Raw genomic sequence first — 17,744 nt, forward strand, 5'->3', positions numbered from 1 at the left:
ACCAAATTGGGCTAAAATAGCATATAATTCGGCTCTTATATGCAAAATTAGATAGAACTGAATTTATGTTTGAAATTAATCCAATCAAAAATAAAATTGCCGACCTCGCTGAACGCACGGCAACCCTTAGGGGGTATCTTTGACTTTGATAGCAAAGTCGAACGGTTAGAAGAAGTCAACGCTGAACTTGAACAGCCTGATGTATGGAACGAGCCAGAAAAAGCGCAAGCACTCGGCAAAGAGCGCGCCAGCTTAGAAGCGGTGGTGGATACCATCAAAAACTTAGAGCAAGGCTTGGACGATGTTGATGGCTTGTTAGAACTTGCCATTGACGCAGAAGATGAAGACACCTTCAACGAAGCCGTTGCAGAATTAGATGAATTAGAACAAAAATTAGCCGCACTTGAGTTTCGCCGTATGTTTAGCGGTGCAAATGATGCGGCGGATTGCTATGTGGATCTGCAAGCTGGCTCAGGCGGTACAGAAGCGCAAGACTGGACAGAAATGCTGTTGCGAATGTACTTGCGTTGGGCGGAAAGCAAAGGCTTTAAAACGGAATTAATGGAAGTTTCAGACGGCGATGTAGCAGGCATAAAATCGGCCACTATTCGCATTTCTGGCGAATACGCATTTGGTTGGCTACGCACCGAAACAGGGATCCACCGCTTAGTGCGTAAAAGCCCGTTTGACTCCAACAATCGCCGCCACACCTCTTTCAGCGCTGCCTTTGTTTATCCTGAAATTGATGACAATATTGATATTGAAATCAATCTAGCGGATTTGCGTATTGATGTGTATCGCGCATCTGGCGCAGGTGGTCAGCACGTAAATAAAACCGAAAGTGCGGTGCGAATTACCCATATTCCAAGCGGTATTGTGGTGCAATGTCAAAATGATCGTTCACAGCATAAAAATAAAGATCAGGCGATGAAACAGCTCAAGGCCAAACTTTACGAATTAGAATTGCAAAAGCAAAATGCCGAAAAGCAAGCAATGGAAGACAACAAATCCGACATTGGTTGGGGCAGCCAAATTCGTTCTTATGTGCTTGATGATTCACGCATTAAAGATCTGCGTACTGGCGTAGAAAACCGCAACACCCAAGCCGTGCTAGACGGTGATCTGGACAGGTTTATTGAGGCGAGTTTAAAGGCTGGGCTATAAACTCAAGGTAACAAAATGACAATAAATGACATCAACAAAATTCTCAAGGCTCTGCCCTTTATTAATGATGATTTGATTTATTTCTACAATTATCATTCCAATAAAATTGAGAATAATAGTCTAACTTTAGGGGAAACGGTTACCGTTTTAAAAGATGGTTTTGGCGTATCAAAACCCCTTAAAGATATTCGCGATGTAGAAAATCATCATCGCGCATTGCATTTTGTCTTTGAATTAGCAAAAGCCCAAGAACCTTTATCTTTGCGTACCATTCGTGAAATTCAGGCATTGGTTGAACCAGAAAGAACAGGATTTAGAACGCAGCTTGTTGAAATTCTAAATACTGATGTGAAAACCGCTGAGCCTTTTGAAATCAGTTTACGTTTGGAACAAATTTTAGAAAATTATCACCGCAAAGATGAAAATAAAGACGAGCAAGATTTTTTCTATAAATTAGCAGAGTTTCACATCGCTTTTGAGCGTATCCATCCTTTTATTGATGGAAATGGGCGTACTGGGCGGCTTTTACTGAATTTAGAATTACTCAAAGCAGGTTATCCGCTGACTACAATAAAGTTTGAAGATCGCCCAATGTATTACGATGCTTTTTCTGATGTGGAAAAAATGAAAATATTGCTGGAAAAAAGCGTCCAAGATACTATTGAGATGATTGTGGAAAAAGCAAAATAAACATTAAGATCTCAAAATCAAACAAATTTTATTTTTTAATAAAGGTAAAACAAAATGACTGAACAAACCCAAGAATTAGATTTAAACGGTGAAATGCTGGTTCGCCGTGAAAAATTAGCGGCACTGCGTAAAAAAGGCAATGCGTTTCCAAATACCTTCCGCCGTGATGCGCTTGCGCAGGATTTACATCAACAATATGATGAGGTTGATGGCGAAGCCTTGAAAGAACAAAGTGTGGAAGTGAAAGTAGCCGGACGTATTATGACCCGTCGCATTATGGGTAAAGCGACTTTCGTTACCTTGCAAGATATGAGTGGCCGTATCCAGCTTTATATTGCTCGCGACAACCTGCCTGAGGGCGTTTATGCCGATGACGTGGGCAACTGGGATTTAGGCGATATTGTGGGTGTGAAAGGGACGCTATTCAAAACCAAAACCAATGAACTTACCGTTCGTGCCAGTGAAGTTCAGCTTTTAACCAAAGCCTTACGCCCATTGCCAGACAAATTCCACGGTCTTGCGGATCAAGAAATGCGTTATCGCCAACGCTATTTGGATCTCATTTCTAACGAAGAATCTCGCCGCACTTTTATTATCCGCTCAAAAGTGATTGCAGGAATGCGTGAATATTTCATCAGCAAAGGCTTTATTGAAGTAGAAACGCCAATGTTGCAAGTGATCCCCGGTGGTGCGGCGGCTCGTCCGTTTGTGACCCATCACAATGCTTTAGATATTGATATGTATCTGCGTATTGCGCCGGAACTTTATCTCAAACGCCTTGTTGTCGGTGGCTTTGAGCGTGTGTTTGAGCTAAACCGTAACTTCCGTAATGAAGGGGTTTCTGTACGTCATAACCCTGAATTTACGATGATCGAATATTATCAAGCCTATGCGGATTATCACGATTTAATGGATAACACCGAAGAGTTGTTACGCAAGTTGGCCTTGGATATTTTAGGCACCACTATCGTCCCTTATGGCGAATATGAATTTGATTTTGGCAAGCCATTTGAGCGTATCACAATGCACGATGCGATTTTGAAATACGGCGCAGATAAAGACATTGTGAAAGAAGATCTGTATGACTTAGATCGCGCCAAAGAATTAGCTACCAAGCTAGGCATTGAAGTACAAAAATCTTGGGGCTTAGGCTCTATCGTTAATGCAATTTTTGAAGAAGTGGCTGAACATCACTTAATCCAGCCAACATTCTTAATGGCTCACCCTGCGGAAATTTCACCATTAGCACGCCGTAATGATGAAAACCCAGAAGTGACCGATCGTTTTGAACTATTTATCGGTGGCCGCGAAATTGGTAACGGTTTCTCAGAGCTTAACGATGCAGAAGATCAGGCTGAACGCTTTGATGCACAAGTTGCAGCAAAAGAAGCAGGTGATGATGAAGCGATGTTCAAAGATGACGATTTTGTTACCGCACTTGAACACGGTTTACCACCAACCGCTGGCGAAGGCTTAGGCATCGACCGTTTAGCAATGCTTTTCGCTAACGCTCCATCAATCCGTGATGTGATTTTATTCCCAGCGATGAAACACAAAGGATAAGAAAACTCAACAAAGAAAGATAGCCACTGGTTATCTTTCTTTTTATTATAATTTATTAGAAGAATGAACAACTTAGCACTCGAACAACTGATTAATCAAAAACTGGATTCTGATGCTATTGCCGACTATGCACCAAATGGATTGCAAGTGGAAGGCAGAGAGCAGGTGAAAAAAATCATTACTGGTGTAACCGCAAGCCAAGCCTTGATTGATTATGCCATTGCGCAAAATGCTGACGCCATTTTGGTTCACCACGGTTATTTTTGGAAAAGTGAAAATCCCTGTATTCGTGGAATGAAAGGCAAGCGAATCAAGGCATTATTGCAAAATAATATTAATCTTTATGCCTATCATTTGCCCCTTGATGTTCACCCAGAACTGGGTAATAACGCCCAACTTGCGGCGTTATTGGATATTGAAGATCTGCAACCGTTGGAACAAGGAAAATTCAGCATTCCCGTTTATGGCAAGTTAAAAACACCGATCAGCGGTCAAGCATTGGCACAACGCATTGAACAGCAATTACAACGTAAACCACTATTTTGTGGCGAAAATGCACCGCACTTAATCCGCAGTGTAGGCATTTGCACAGGCGGCGGACAAGGCTATATTGATCTTGCCGCGCAACAAGGAGTTGATGCCTATATTACGGGCGAGGTTTCAGAGCAAACTATTCATTCTGCGCGTGAACAAGGCATTAATTTCTTCGCCGCAGGCCACCATTGCACCGAGCGTTACGGCGTGAAAGCCTTAGGCGAATGGCTCGCAGAAAATCACGGTTTTGACGTGGAATTTAAAGATATTTACAATCCGGCATAAAAAATGGGAAAGTAAAGTGCGGTGTAAATTTTGCGAATTTTCAGGTCAGCTTTGTATAAGAGCCACTTTTCCCTTATACTATGCACAATTTTTTCATCACAAATAGGAATAAAAAATGGGTTTCTTAACAGGTAAACGTATTTTAATTACAGGTTTAGCGAGCAATCGCTCTATTGCTTATGGAATTGCGGCTGCAATGAAACGTGAGGGCGCAGAATTAGCTTTCACTTATTTAAACGATAAATTAAAACCGCGTGTAGAAGAATTTGCCAAAGAATTTGGCTCAGACATCATTCTTCCCCTTGATGTGGCGAGCGATGAAAATATCACTCACTGTTTTGCGGAATTAAGCAAACATTGGGAAAAATTTGATGGCTTCGTACACGCCATTGCGTTCGCACCGGGTGATCAGTTAGATGGCGATTATGTAAACGCCGCAACACGCGAAGGTTTCCGCATTGCTCACGACATCAGCGCATACAGCTTTGTTGCAATGGCACAAGCAGCACGCCCTATGCTTAATCCAAACTCAGGCTTGGTAACACTCACCTACTTAGGCGCTGAGCGTGCAATTCCAAACTATAACGTAATGTGTTTAGCGAAAGCCTCGCTTGAAGCTAGCACCCGTGTGATGGCAGCAGATTTAGGTAAAGACGGTATCCGTGTAAATGCGATTTCAGCTGGCCCAATCCGTACGCTCGCGGCATCTGGCATTAAAAACTTCAAGAAAATGTTAGCAACCTTTGAAAATACTGCGCCATTACGCCGTACTGTAACCATTGAAGATGTGGGTAATTCAGCAGCGTTCTTATGCTCTGATTTAGCTTCAGGGGTAACAGGTGAAGTGTTGCACGTTGATGCAGGTTTCAGCATTACCGCAATGAGCGAATTAGGTGCGGAATAATTTTAACTTTTACAAAAATAAGGCAGACCAATGCGTCTGCCTTTTGTCGTTTATTAAGAAAAAATAATTATGTTTCAAAATAACCCCTTACTTTCCCAATTAAAACAGCAAATTCGTGATAGCAAACCTGTGGTTGAAGGCGTGGTGCGCGGTTCAGACAAGGCATTCGGCTTTTTAGAAACGGAGAAAAAAAGCTATTTCATTCCCCCTGCTGCAATGAAAAAAGTGATGCACGGCGATAAAATCAAAGCGCGCATTGAAACCATTGGCGATAAAGAACAAGCCGAACCAGAAGAACTGCTTGAGCCAATGCTAACCCGTTTTATCGCCAAAGTGCGGTTCAATAAAGACAAAAAATTGCAAGTGCTGGTGGATCACCCACAGATCAATCAACCCATTGGCGCAAATAAAGCCAAAGCGGTAACGGAAGATCTGCAAGAAGGCGATTGGGTGGTGGCAGAATTAAAAACGCACCCACTGCGTGATGATCGCTTTTTGTTCGCTCAAATCACACAGTTCATTTGCCAAAAAGACGATGAATTTGCCCCTTGGTGGGTAACCCTCGCGCGCCATCAACAATCGCGCTACCCTGTTCAAGGGCAAGAAAGTTACACAATGCTCGATCAACAAACTCGTGAAGATTTGACCGCACTTCATTTCGTGACTATCGACAGCGAAAGCACGCAAGATATGGACGATGCGCTTTATATCGAAACCTTGGAAGAAAATGGACAAGCAGTGGGCTGGAAATTAGTGGTGGCGATTGCCGATCCAACCGCTTACATTGACGAAAATTCACTGATTGAACAAGAAGCCAAGCAGCGTTGTTTTACCAATTATCTACCAGGTTTCAACATTCCAATGTTGCCGCGTGAGCTTTCTGATGAGCTTTGTTCTCTCATGGAAAATGAAGTGCGCCCCGCGTTGGTTTGCACCATTGAAATTGATCAACAAGGCAATATTCGTAACAAACCCGTTTTCCAATCCGCCAATGTACAATCTAAGGCGAAGTTGGCGTACAACAAGGTTTCAGATTATTTAGAACAACAAGAAAATGCGTGGCAGCCAGAAGATCCAGCCACAAAAAATCAAATTGATTTGCTACACCAATTCACCCTTGCGCGTATTCAATGGCGCAAAACCCACTCTTTATTATTTAAAGAAAAGCCGGATTACAGCTTTAAATTAGCGGAAAACGGCAAAGTAGCGGAAATTGTGGCGGAATATCGCCGCATTGCGAACCAAATTGTGGAAGAATCAATGATCTTAGCTAATATTTGTGCCGCACAATATCTCAATGAAACGGCAAAATGTGGCATTTTCAACACGCACAGCGGCTTTGATCAAAAAAATCTTGCGGCCGCACAGCAATTTCTTCTTTCACTATTAGCCAATGAAGAAAATGAAGCAGAACTTAAAGATCGTTATTCTAGCGAAAACTTGGCCACACTAGAAGGCTACTGCCGTATGCGCCACGATATTGAACCCATTGAAGGGGATTATCTTGAACTGCGCCTGCGCCGCTATCTCACTTTTGCCGAATTTAAAGCGGATCTTGCCCCGCACTTTGGTTTAGGGCTGCAAGGCTACGCCACTTGGACATCACCAATCCGTAAATATTCGGATATGGTCAATCACCGCTTAATCAAAGCGAGCCTGACCACTCAGCAATATCACAGACCAGCAGACGAGGTGTTGCAACGCTTACAAGAAGCACGCCGTCAAAACCGTTTAATTGAACGAGATATTGCCGACTGGCTATACTGCCGTTACTTAGCCGACAAAGTGGAAAACAACCTGCAATTTGAAGCAGAAATCCAAGATGTTATGCGTGGCGGATTGCGTGTATTATTGTTAGAAAACGGCGCGTCAATGTTTATCCCCGCTTCCACTATTCACAATAACAAGGAAGAAATGCAGGTAAACCCAGACGAAATCGCCCTTTATATCAAAGGCGAAAAAACCTATAAAATCGGCGATAAAATCCAAGTGCAACTCACGGAAGTGAAAGAGGAAACACGAAGTATTATCGGACAGGTTTTGGTTTAAACGTTTTCTCACCCGCTATATCAAACAAAATAGCCCCAACTCTCAAGATGGGGCTATTTTTAACTCAAATGTTCAACCAATTCTTTCATCATAGGGGATAAAAGTGCGGTTCAAATTTTCTGAGAATTTTTATTGGCTTGCTATCTAAGCAAATTTTAACCATTCATTTTGAGCCTATTTATTCTGCTAAAAACGTTAGTGGTCATACCCCAAATTGGTAGCGCCCACTGCTAAATTTTCCTTATTGAGATTTTTTCTTATTTATAAATAACTTAGTTTCTGTCAAGAATTTTGCCCAAAATAAGCAAAAATTTAGTGCTTGCAGTTTTGCCAAGAACACATTATCTTGTATCCCGTTTTCAATAAACCACTATATCTTGTGGTTTTGACAAATAATACTAACCAGTCGGAATCATTTCTATGAACAAAGCTATGATGGTCACCAAACGTGACGGAAAACAAGAACCCATCGATTTAGATAAAATTCACCGAGTGATTACTTGGGCAGCGGAAGGATTGGATAACGTTTCTGTTTCTCAAGTGGAATTGCGTTCCCACATTCAATTTTATGAAGGCATTCGCACTTCAGATATTCACGAGACCATTATTAAAGCCGCCGCAGATTTAATCAGCAAAGATACGCCTGATTATCAATATTTAGCCGCGCGCCTTGCGGTTTTCCATTTGCGTAAAAAAGCCTATGGGCATTTTGATCCTCCGCGTTTATATGATCACGTTAAAAAATTGGTGCGTTTAGGCAAGTATGATCAAGCCTTACTGACTGATTATAGCCGTGAAGAATGGGATGAAATGGACGGCTTTTTAGATCACTGGCGTGATATGACATTCTCTTATGCGGCAGTCAAACAGCTTGAAGGCAAATATTTAGTACAAAATCGTGTTACTGGTGAGATTTATGAATCTGCCCAGTTCTTATATATTTTGGTGGCAGCAAGCTTGTTCTCAACCTATCCAAAAGAAACACGCTTAGATTATGTACGCCGTTTCTATGATGCGACATCGACATTTAAAATTTCTCTGCCTACACCGATTATGGCTGGGGTGCGTACACCAACACGCCAATTCAGTTCTTGTGTGTTAATTGAATGTGGTGATAGTTTAGATTCTATTAATGCGACTGCCTCTGCCATTGTGAAATATGTTTCTCAACGTGCTGGAATTGGCGTAAACGCCGGAGCAATTCGCGCCTTGGGTAGCCAGATCCGTGGCGGGGAAGCATTCCATACAGGCTGTATCCCATTCTATAAATATTTCCAAACTGCGGTAAAATCCTGTTCACAAGGCGGGGTGCGTGGTGGTGCCGCCACCGTTTACTACCCAATTTGGCACTTGGAAGTGGAAAGCCTGTTAGTCTTAAAAAATAACCGTGGGGTGGAAGATAACCGTGTTCGTCACCTAGACTATGGTGTACAACTCAATAAATTAATGTATCAACGTTTGATCAAAGGTGGGGAAATTACTTTATTTAGCCCTTCAGATGTTCCTGGATTATATGAAGCATTCTTTGCCGATCAAGACGAGTTTGAGCGCCTTTACACCCAATACGAACAAGATCCAGACATTCGTAAACGTAGTGTGAAAGCCGTTGAACTGTTCTCCCTATTAATGCAAGAACGAGCTTCAACTGGGCGTATCTATATTCAGAATGTGGATCACTGTAATACGCACTCGCCATTTGATCCAAGCGTTGCGCCTGTGCGTCAATCTAACCTTTGTTTAGAAATTGCATTGCCAACTAAGCCACTTTCTCATATTCACGATGAAGAAGGTGAAATTGCCCTTTGTACCCTTTCAGCCTTCAACTTAGGGGCGATTTCAAACCTTGATGAATTAGATGAACTTGCAGATCTTGCTGTGCGTGCCTTAGATGCCCTATTAGATTATCAAGATTACCCTGTGATCGCGGCAGAACGTAGCTCTCTTGCGCGTCGCTCTTTAGGAATTGGTGTGATCAACTTTGCTTATTATTTAGCTAAAAATGGCGTGCGTTATTCAGACGGCAGTGCCAACAATCTCACCCATCGTACTTTTGAAGCCATTCAATACTATTTATTGAAAGCTTCAATGAACCTTGCGAAAGAAATGGGGGCTTGTGAGTATTTCGATCAAACCACTTACGCTCAAGGTATTTTACCGATTGATACCTATAAAAAAGATGTGGATACACTCACTCAAGAGCCATTACATTACGATTGGGAAAGCCTACGCCAAGACATTAAAACCTTTGGTTTGCGCAACTCAACACTAACCGCACTGATGCCATCAGAAACATCATCGCAAATTTCCAATGCAACCAACGGCATTGAACCACCGCGTGGACACGTCAGCATCAAAGCATCAAAAGACGGTATCCTCAAACAGGTTGTACCAGATTATGAAAACTTAAGTGAAAACTACGAGTTATTATGGGATATTCCAAATAATGATGGCTACTTACACCTCGTAGGTATTATGCAAAAATTTGTGGATCAATCCATTTCAGCCAACACCAACTACGATCCACAGCGTTTTGAAGAAGGCAAAGTACCGATGAAAGTGTTGTTAAAAGATTTATTAACCGCTTACAAATATGGTGTAAAAACCCTTTATTACCAAAATACCCGTGATGGCGCAGAAGACAGCCAAGAAGATCTTGATGACGGCTGTGCTGGTGGGGCGTGTAAGATTTAATATTTAAAAGTGCGGTTGAATTTAACAAAATTTTAACCGCACTTTTCCTAACGAAGCTCTTTTAACTTACCTCAAAAACGCAAAATAATTCATTTTGTGTAAAACAAGATAAAACACTATGTATCCAAGGAATAACTATGGCTTATACTACATTCTCACAAACTAAAAATGATCAGCTCAAAGAGCCGATGTTCTTCGGGCAAAACGTCAATGTTGCCCGTTACGACCAACAAAAATATGAAACCTTTGAAAAACTAATTGAAAAACAACTTTCATTCTTCTGGCGTCCAGAAGAGGTTGATGTGTCGCAAGATCGCATTGACTATGCCGCATTACCTGAACACGAAAAACATATTTTTATCAGTAACTTAAAATACCAAACTCTGTTGGATTCCATTCAAGGACGTAGCCCAAATGTGGCGTTGTTACCGCTGGTTTCCATTCCTGAACTAGAAACTTGGATCGAAACTTGGACATTCTCTGAAACCATTCATAGCCGTTCCTATACCCATATTATTCGTAATATCGTTAATGATCCGTCTATTGTTTTTGATGATATTGTTACCAATGAAGAAATCATCAAACGCGCAAAAGATATTTCTGCCTATTACGATGATTTAATCCGCGATAGCCAGCTTTACGGCCTTTATGGTGAAGGTACTTACACCGTAGATGGCAAAGAATGCGTGGTTAGCTTGCGTAATTTGAAAAAACAACTTTACCTTTGCCTAATGAGCGTAAATGCCTTAGAAGCGATTCGTTTCTATGTCTCTTTCGCCTGCTCTTTCGCCTTTGCGGAACGCAAACTGATGGAAGGAAATGCCAAAATCATTAAATTTATCGCACGTGATGAGGCCTTACATTTAACAGGCACTCAACACATTCTAAATATTATGGCAGCAGGACAAGATGATCCCGAAATGGCTGAAATCGCTGAGGAATGTAAACAAGAGGCTTATGAATTATTCCTCGCCGCCGCCGAACAAGAAAAAGAATGGGCTGATTATTTATTTAAAGACGGCTCAATGATCGGTTTAAATAAAGATATTTTAGTGCAATATGTGGAATATATTACCAATATTCGTATGCAAGCGGTGGGCTTGCCACTGCCATTCGAAGCGCGCTCAAACCCAATCCCTTGGATCAACGCGTGGTTGGTATCTGACAATGTACAAGTCGCTCCACAAGAAGTGGAAGTGAGTTCTTATCTTGTTGGTCAAATTGATTCGAAAGTTGATACCAGCGATTTCGGGGATTTTGATCTGTAATAAATTTATGTAAAATTCTGACCGCACTTTTAGATAATTAAAGTGCGGTTATTTTTTCTTTGTTTTTTAGATTGCACTTTAAGTTTAATTGAACGCTTTTTCTTTGACGTTGATAAGTTCTATTTTTCTAACGTTTTATTTTCATTCGGGCAATTTACACGGGGAGTAAAACGGTTAAAGTTTTTACCTCATAACTCCAACTCCAAATCACTTTCCACTTGGCAGCAGCAAAGTAGCACTTCGTTTTCATTTACAAAAGCAAGTGGAGGCTCATTATAAAGGACTTTTCTCTTTTTTATTTTTGTGCGACAAGCGCCGCAATAACCCGAACGGCACTGATATTCAGGATAAATGCCGTTGATTTCTAATTTTTGAAGTAACTACATTTCGTTGTGGTGTTCAAAAGTGATTTTTTGTTTTAATAGGGTGGTTTTCATTTTTTAAATGGGATATTGAAATAATCGTATTTGAGTGAAATTCTCTTTTTTCTGCGTTAAATTGCTTTTTTCTTTGAAATTAATAACGGGTTCGCCGTTGGCAGCTTCCTTTCTTTTGTGTTTCCCGACTGGAAGCAAGTAAAGTTTTTATGTCGCCGTTAAATCACTTTCTTCTTTGGAATTGATAACGGGTTTCGCTTGTTGAGCTACCTACTTTCTTTTGCTTACCCAAAAGAAAGTAGGCAAAGAAAAAAGCCCCCGACTAAATTGTTTTTCCTCATTCCAATAAAATTTTCTTAACGAAAAACAAGCTCATACTCGCTACGCTGCATTCAGGCGTTACTTTTCTAAACATTTTATTTCCATTCGGGCAATTTGCACGGGGTAAGTGCAGTATAATTTTGAAGAGATTTTAGAAATTTATAAGCCAGCCTATAGAGTTAAATTTATTAGTCATCTCACTATAATAATCTCTCATACTGAAAGATACTATAACAAACTTATGTACCAATATTACATCGTCCACTTAGGCAATAATAAGCAAAAACTTATTCGAGGAATACCAGATAATTGGTTATCCTTTTCTACTTATGAACCACATAAAGATGATTGGGAACAAAAATTTGGTACATTCTGGGCTGATAAGATTTTCGTGAGCGATTTCGATGATTACCAAAAAATAAGTGAAGAGGAAGCCATGCAATTTATAAAATCAACTAAATCATAATAACAAAAACAAAAAAACGCCACTGAGTTCTCTCAATGGCGTTCTTCTTTCATTCAAAACCTGGCGGTGTCCTACTCTCACATGGGGATTCCCCACACTACCATCGGCGTTACAGCGTTTCACTTCTAAGTTCGGCATGGAATTAGGTGGGTCCACTGCACTAACGCCGCCAAGATAATTCTTTGTATTCTTTAGATTCTTTACTTTATTTCTCTTAGTCGATAACTTCGCTTATTTCTATGCCATTATCCGACTAAGTGTCTTTATTCTTACTCTTTCTTTCCAATCAAAAACAAGCCAAAACCCTTGAGCGTTGTATAGTTAAGCCTCTCGGGCAATTAGTACTGGTTAGCTCAACGGCTCACACCGCTTACACACCCAGCCTATCTACGTCGTCGTCTCCAACAACCCTTACAGTCTTATAGACTGGGAGAACTCATCTTAAGGCAAGTTTCGTGCTTAGATGCTTTCAGCACTTATCTCTTCCGCATTTAGCTACCCAGCAGTGCCTCTGGCGAGACAACTGGTACACCAGTGATGCGTCCACTCCGGTCCTCTCGTACTAGGAGCAGCCCCTCTCAATTCTCCAACGCCCACGGCAGATAGGGACCGAACTGTCTCACGACGTTCTAAACCCAGCTCGCGTACCACTTTAAATGGCGAACAGCCATACCCTTGGGACCTACTTCAGCCCCAGGATGTGATGAGCCGACATCGAGGTGCCAAACACCGCCGTCGATATGAACTCTTGGGCGGTATCAGCCTGTTATCCCCGGAGTACCTTTTATCCGTTGAGCGATGGCCCTTCCATTCAGAACCACCGGATCACTATGACCTGCTTTCGCACCTGCTCGACTTGTCTGTCTCGCAGTTAAGCTTGCTTATACCATTGCACTAACCTGACGATGTCCGACCGTCATTAGCAAACCTTCGTGCTCCTCCGTTACGCTTTGGGAGGAGACCGCCCCAGTCAAACTACCCACCAGACACTGTCCGAACACCCGTTTCAGGCGCTTCGTTAGAACATCAAACGTTAAAGGGTGGTATTTCAACAACGACTCCACGATAACTGGCGTTACCGCTTCATAGTCTCCCACCTATCCTACACATCAAAATTCAAGGTTCAGTGTCAAGCTATAGTAAAGGTTCACGGGGTCTTTCCGTCTAGCCGCGGGTACACCGCATCTTCACGGCGATTTCAATTTCACTGAGTCTCGGGTGGAGACAGCCTGGCCATCATTATGCCATTCGTGCAGGTCGGAACTTACCCGACAAGGAATTTCGCTACCTTAGGACCGTTATAGTTACGGCCGCCGTTTACTGGGGCTTCGATCAGGAGCTTCTCTTTCGATTACACCATCAATTAACCTTCCAGCACCGGGCAGGCATCACACCCTATACGTCCACTTTCGTGTTTGCAGAGTGCTGTGTTTTTAATAAACAGTTGCAGCCAGCTGGTATCTTCGACTGGTTCATGCTCCATTCGCAAAGAACTTCACACTACGCCAGCGCACCTTCTCCCGAAGTTACGGTGCTATTTTGCCTAGTTCCTTCACCCGAGTTCTCTCAAGCGCCTGAGTATTCTCTACCTGACCACCTGTGTCGGTTTTCAGTACGGTTTAGATAAACCTGAAGCTTAGTGGCTTTTCCTGGAAGTGTGGTATCAATTACTTCAGCACCTTAGTGCCTCGTCATCATCTCTCAGTGTTTACAGTGAACCGGATTTGCCTAGTCCACCCACCTACCAACTTAAACGTACATCTCCAACAGTACGCTAACCTAACCTACTCCGTCCCCACATCGCAGTTTATCCAAGTACGGGAATATTAACCCGTTTCCCATCGACTACGCTTTTCAGCCTCGCCTTAGGGGCCGACTCACCCTGCCCCGATTAACGTTGGACAGGAACCCTTGGTCTTCCGGCGAACGGGTTTTTCACCCGTTTTATCGTTACTTATGTCAGCATTCGCACTTGTGATACGTCCAGCAATCCTCTCAAATCACCTTCTTCCGCTTACACAACGCTCCCCTACCCAACAGTATTGCTACTGATGCCGCAGCTTCGGTACTATATTTTAGCCCCGTTACATCTTCCGCGCAGGCCGACTCGACTAGTGAGCTATTACGCTTTCTTTAAATGGTGGCTGCTTCTAAGCCAACATCCTAGCTGTCTAAGCCTTCCCACTTCGTTTCCCACTTAATATAGATTTTGGGACCTTAGCTGGCGGTCTGGGTTGTTTCCCTCTCCACGACGGACGTTAGCACCCGCCGTGTGTCTCCTGAGTATCACTCTTCGGTATTCGGAGTTTGCATCGGTTTGGTAACCCGGGATGGGCCCCTAGCCGAAACAGTGCTCTACCCCCAAAGGTGTCCGCTCAAGGCTCTACCTAAATAGATTTCGGGGAGAACCAGCTATCTCCCGGTTTGATTGGCCTTTCACCCCCAGCCACAAGTCATCCGCTAATTTTTCAACATTAGTCGGTTCGGTCCTCCAGTTAGTGTTACCCAACCTTCAACCTGCCCATGGCTAGATCACCGGGTTTCGGGTCTATACCTTGCAACTCAACGCCCAGTTAAGACTCGGTTTCCCTTCGGCTCCCTTATTCAGTTAACCTCGCTACAAAATATAAGTCGCTGACCCATTATACAAAAGGTACGCAGTCACCCTTTCGGGCTCCCACTGCTTGTACGTACAGGGTTTCAGGTTCTATTTCACTCCCCTCACCGGGGTTCTTTTCGCCTTTCCTTCACAGTACTGGTTCACTATCGGTCAATCAGGAGTATTTAGCCTTGGAGGATGGTCCCCCCATCTTCAAACAGGATTCCTCGTGTCCCGCCCTACTTCTCGTAAGCTTAGTACCACAGCCTGGATTTTAAATACGGGGCTATCACCCTGTGTCGCTTGCCTTCCCAGACAATTCTTCTATCTCTGCTGCTATCACTCACTGGCTACTCCGCTTTCGCTCGCCGCTACTCACAGAATCTCGGTTGATTTCTTTTCCTCGGGGTACTTAGATGTTTCAGTTCTCCCGGTTCGCCTTGTTTACCTATTTTATTCAGTAAACAATGATAGGTTCTTCACCTATCGGGTTTCCCCATTCGGACATCGTGGGTTAAACGCTTCTTATCAACTCACCCACGCTTTTCGCAGATTAGCACGTCCTTCATCGCCTCTGATTGCCAAGGCATCCGCCCTGTACGCTTTCTCACTTAACTATACAACCTCAAGGATTTTTCTCCCTGAAGTCTCTTCATTCTCGTTGAGAACGCTTACTTGCTTTTGTTCAAGTAAGTCTTTCTACTCAGACTAATTCAATTTAATAAGAAAATGGCTCTATCACGATGACCACTCTCTCATTAGCTTGAAAGTCTCTTCAGTTTTCAGCTTGTTTTTACATTGTTAAAGAGCAAATTAGATATGACGCTTTGCGTCTTATCATTACTAAATTCTTTCTAGTTTCCTTTCACTCTATTCCCTAAACTAGATTTAGATGTTTAAGGAAGTTAAGGTAATTAATTTAAAAGAGCTTACTAATGATTTGGTGGAGATAAGCGGGATCGAACCGCTGACCTCCTGCGTGCAAGGCAGGCGCTCTCCCAGCTGAGCTATATCCCCAATCATTCTCCGCATCACTTGAGTGGTGGGTCTGAGTGGACTTGAACCACCGACCTCACCCTTATCAGGGGTGCGCTCTAACCACCTGAGCTACAGACCCTCAAGGATTCGGGTTATTCTTTATTTGCTATTCATTGTCTAACATCAATCATCACAATCTGTGTGAGCACTCATCTTTCCAGTCTTGGTAAGGAGGTGATCCAACCGCAGGTTCCCCTACGGTTACCTTGTTACGACTTCACCCCAGTCATGAATCATACCGTGGTAAACGCCCCCTTGCGGTTAAGCTATCTACTTCTGGTACAACCCACTCCCATGGTGTGACGGGCGGTGTGTACAAGGCCCGGGAACGTATTCACCGCGACATTCTGATTCGCGATTACTAGCGATTCCGACTTCATGGAGTCGAGTTGCAGACTCCAATCCGGACTTAGATGCACTTTCTGAGATTCGCTTACCCTCGCAGGCTCGCTTCCCTCTGTATGCACCATTGTAGCACGTGTGTAGCCCTACTCGTAAGGGCCATGATGACTTGACGTCATCCCCACCTTCCTCCAGTTTATCACTGGCAGTCTCCTTTGAGTTCCCACCCGAAGTGCTGGCAACAAAGGATAAGGGTTGCGCTCGTTGCGGGACTTAACCCAACATTTCACAACACGAGCTGACGACAGCCATGCAGCACCTGTCTCAAAGCTCCCGAAGGCACAAACTCATCTCTGAGTTCTTCTTTGGATGTCAAGAGTAGGTAAGGTTCTTCGCGTTGCATCGAATTAAACCACATGCTCCACCGCTTGTGCGGGCCCCCGTCAATTCATTTGAGTTTTAACCTTGCGGCCGTACTCCCCAGGCGGTCGATTTATCACGTTAGCTACGGGCACCAAGCTCAAAGCCCAATCCCCAAATCGACAGCGTTTACAGCGTGGACTACCAGGGTATCTAATCCTGTTTGCTCCCCACGCTTTCGCACATGAGCGTCAGTATCTCCCCAAGGGGCTGCCTTCGCCTTCGGTATTCCTCCACATCTCTACGCATTTCACCGCTACACGTGGAATTCTACCCCTCCCTAGAGTACTCTAGTAAACCAGTCTGAAATGCAATTCCCAAGTTAAGCTCGGGGATTTCACATCTCACTTAATTTACCGCCTGCGTGCCCTTTACGCCCAGTTATTCCGATTAACGCTCGCACCCTCCGTATTACCGCGGCTGCTGGCACGGAGTTAGCCGGTGCTTCTTCTGTGGCTAACGTCAAACAATAGTGCTATTAACACTACCGCCTTCCTCACCACCGAAAGAACTTTACAACCCGAAGGCCTTCTTCATTCACGCGGCATGGCTGCGTCAGGGTTCCCCCCATTGCGCAATATTCCCCACTGCTGCCTCCCGTAGGAGTCTGGGCCGTGTCTCAGTCCCAGTGTGGCTGGCCATCCTCTCAGACCAGCTAGAGATCGCAGGCTTGGTGAGCCTTTACCTCACCAACTACCTAATCCCACTTGGGCTCATCTTATGGCAGGTGGCTAAAACGTCCCACCCTTTAATCTTTCGATACTATGCGGTATTAGCCATCGTTTCCAATGGTTATCCCCCTCCATAAGCCAGATTCCCAAGCATTACTCACCCGTCCGCCACTCGTCAGCATTGAAAGCAAGCTTTCAACCCGTTACCGTTCGACTTGCATGTGTTAAGCCTGCCGCCAGCGTTCAATCTGAGCCATGATCAAACTCTTCAGTTTAATCTTTCTCAATTCGTACACTAACAAAGCTCTGTGATTTTATTTAAAATCACTATGAATTTCAGTTAAGCACTAATTGTTCTAAAT

Annotated in this window: 9 protein-coding genes, 2 tRNA genes, 3 rRNA genes and 1 pseudogene; 9 read left to right on the forward strand and 6 right to left on the reverse strand. The window is 43.4% G+C overall.

Annotation, left to right across the window (positions count from 1 at the left end; translation table 11 throughout):
* Positions 1 to 65 precede the first annotated feature (65 nt).
* The 8 genes from prfB (at position 66) to nrdB (ending at position 11,148) form a co-directional block, all read left to right on the forward strand.
* A protein-coding gene (prfB, locus tag L5B76_RS02600) for a peptide chain release factor 2 (protein WP_265754119.1) occupies positions 66 to 1,164 on the forward strand; the annotation gives its coding sequence in 2 pieces (ribosomal slippage) (positions 66 to 140 and positions 142 to 1,164; 1,098 coding nt in all).
* A 15-nt stretch (positions 1,165 to 1,179) separates the two neighbouring features.
* Positions 1,180 to 1,854 carry a Fic family protein gene (locus L5B76_RS02605; protein ID WP_265754120.1) on the forward strand — a complete coding sequence of 225 codons (675 nt, stop codon included), beginning with the start codon at positions 1,180 to 1,182 and terminating at the stop codon, positions 1,852 to 1,854.
* 54 nt (positions 1,855 to 1,908) lie between these two features.
* On the forward strand, positions 1,909 to 3,417 hold the full coding sequence (lysS, locus tag L5B76_RS02610) for a lysine--tRNA ligase (RefSeq protein ID WP_265754121.1): 1,509 nt from the start codon (positions 1,909 to 1,911) through the stop codon (positions 3,415 to 3,417).
* A gap of 63 nt (positions 3,418 to 3,480) precedes the next feature.
* Positions 3,481 to 4,236, forward strand: a complete 756-nt coding sequence (locus tag L5B76_RS02615; protein ID WP_265754122.1) for a Nif3-like dinuclear metal center hexameric protein — start codon at positions 3,481 to 3,483, stop codon at positions 4,234 to 4,236.
* A gap of 115 nt (positions 4,237 to 4,351) precedes the next feature.
* Complete coding sequence (locus L5B76_RS02620; RefSeq protein ID WP_035685113.1) at positions 4,352 to 5,140, forward strand: SDR family oxidoreductase; 789 nt, start codon at positions 4,352 to 4,354, stop codon at positions 5,138 to 5,140.
* A 69-nt stretch (positions 5,141 to 5,209) separates the two neighbouring features.
* On the forward strand, positions 5,210 to 7,189 hold the full coding sequence (gene rnb / locus L5B76_RS02625; RefSeq protein ID WP_265754123.1) for an exoribonuclease II: 1,980 nt from the start codon (positions 5,210 to 5,212) through the stop codon (positions 7,187 to 7,189).
* A gap of 420 nt (positions 7,190 to 7,609) precedes the next feature.
* Positions 7,610 to 9,880, forward strand: coding sequence for a class 1a ribonucleoside-diphosphate reductase subunit alpha (gene nrdA / locus L5B76_RS02630; protein ID WP_265754124.1), 2,271 nt, complete (start codon positions 7,610 to 7,612; stop codon positions 9,878 to 9,880).
* A gap of 137 nt (positions 9,881 to 10,017) precedes the next feature.
* A complete protein-coding gene (gene nrdB / locus L5B76_RS02635) occupies positions 10,018 to 11,148 on the forward strand; it encodes a class Ia ribonucleoside-diphosphate reductase subunit beta (RefSeq protein ID WP_265754125.1) in 1,131 nt (376 codons plus the stop codon).
* Positions 11,149 to 11,336: 188 nt separating this feature from the next.
* Here nrdB and yfaE read toward each other — a convergent pair.
* A pseudogene (gene yfaE / locus L5B76_RS02640) lies at positions 11,337 to 11,585 on the reverse strand (class I ribonucleotide reductase maintenance protein YfaE).
* A gap of 388 nt (positions 11,586 to 11,973) precedes the next feature.
* Between yfaE and L5B76_RS02645 the strand changes: the two are divergent.
* Entirely contained in the window at positions 11,974 to 12,312 is a 339-nt protein-coding gene (locus L5B76_RS02645) for a hypothetical protein (RefSeq protein WP_265754126.1), read from the forward strand.
* A 58-nt stretch (positions 12,313 to 12,370) separates the two neighbouring features.
* Here L5B76_RS02645 and rrf read toward each other — a convergent pair.
* The 5 genes from rrf to L5B76_RS02670 all read right to left on the reverse strand — a co-directional run bounded on the left by rrf (position 12,371) and on the right by L5B76_RS02670 (position 17,657).
* Positions 12,371 to 12,486: ribosomal RNA gene (gene rrf, locus L5B76_RS02650) — 5S ribosomal RNA — on the reverse strand.
* Between the two features lie 143 nt (positions 12,487 to 12,629).
* Positions 12,630 to 15,528 (reverse strand): 23S ribosomal RNA (locus L5B76_RS02655).
* 324 nt (positions 15,529 to 15,852) lie between these two features.
* Positions 15,853 to 15,928, reverse strand: a tRNA-Ala gene (locus L5B76_RS02660).
* A 23-nt stretch (positions 15,929 to 15,951) separates the two neighbouring features.
* Positions 15,952 to 16,028 (reverse strand) — tRNA-Ile (locus L5B76_RS02665).
* A gap of 88 nt (positions 16,029 to 16,116) precedes the next feature.
* Positions 16,117 to 17,657 (reverse strand): 16S ribosomal RNA (locus tag L5B76_RS02670).
* Together the 16S, 23S and 5S rRNA genes with 2 tRNA genes alongside form the textbook arrangement of a ribosomal RNA operon.
* Positions 17,658 to 17,744 lie beyond the last annotated feature (87 nt).

This window comes from Avibacterium sp. 21-594 (assembly GCF_026226815.1).
Lineage (GTDB): Bacteria > Pseudomonadota > Gammaproteobacteria > Enterobacterales > Pasteurellaceae > Avibacterium > Avibacterium avium.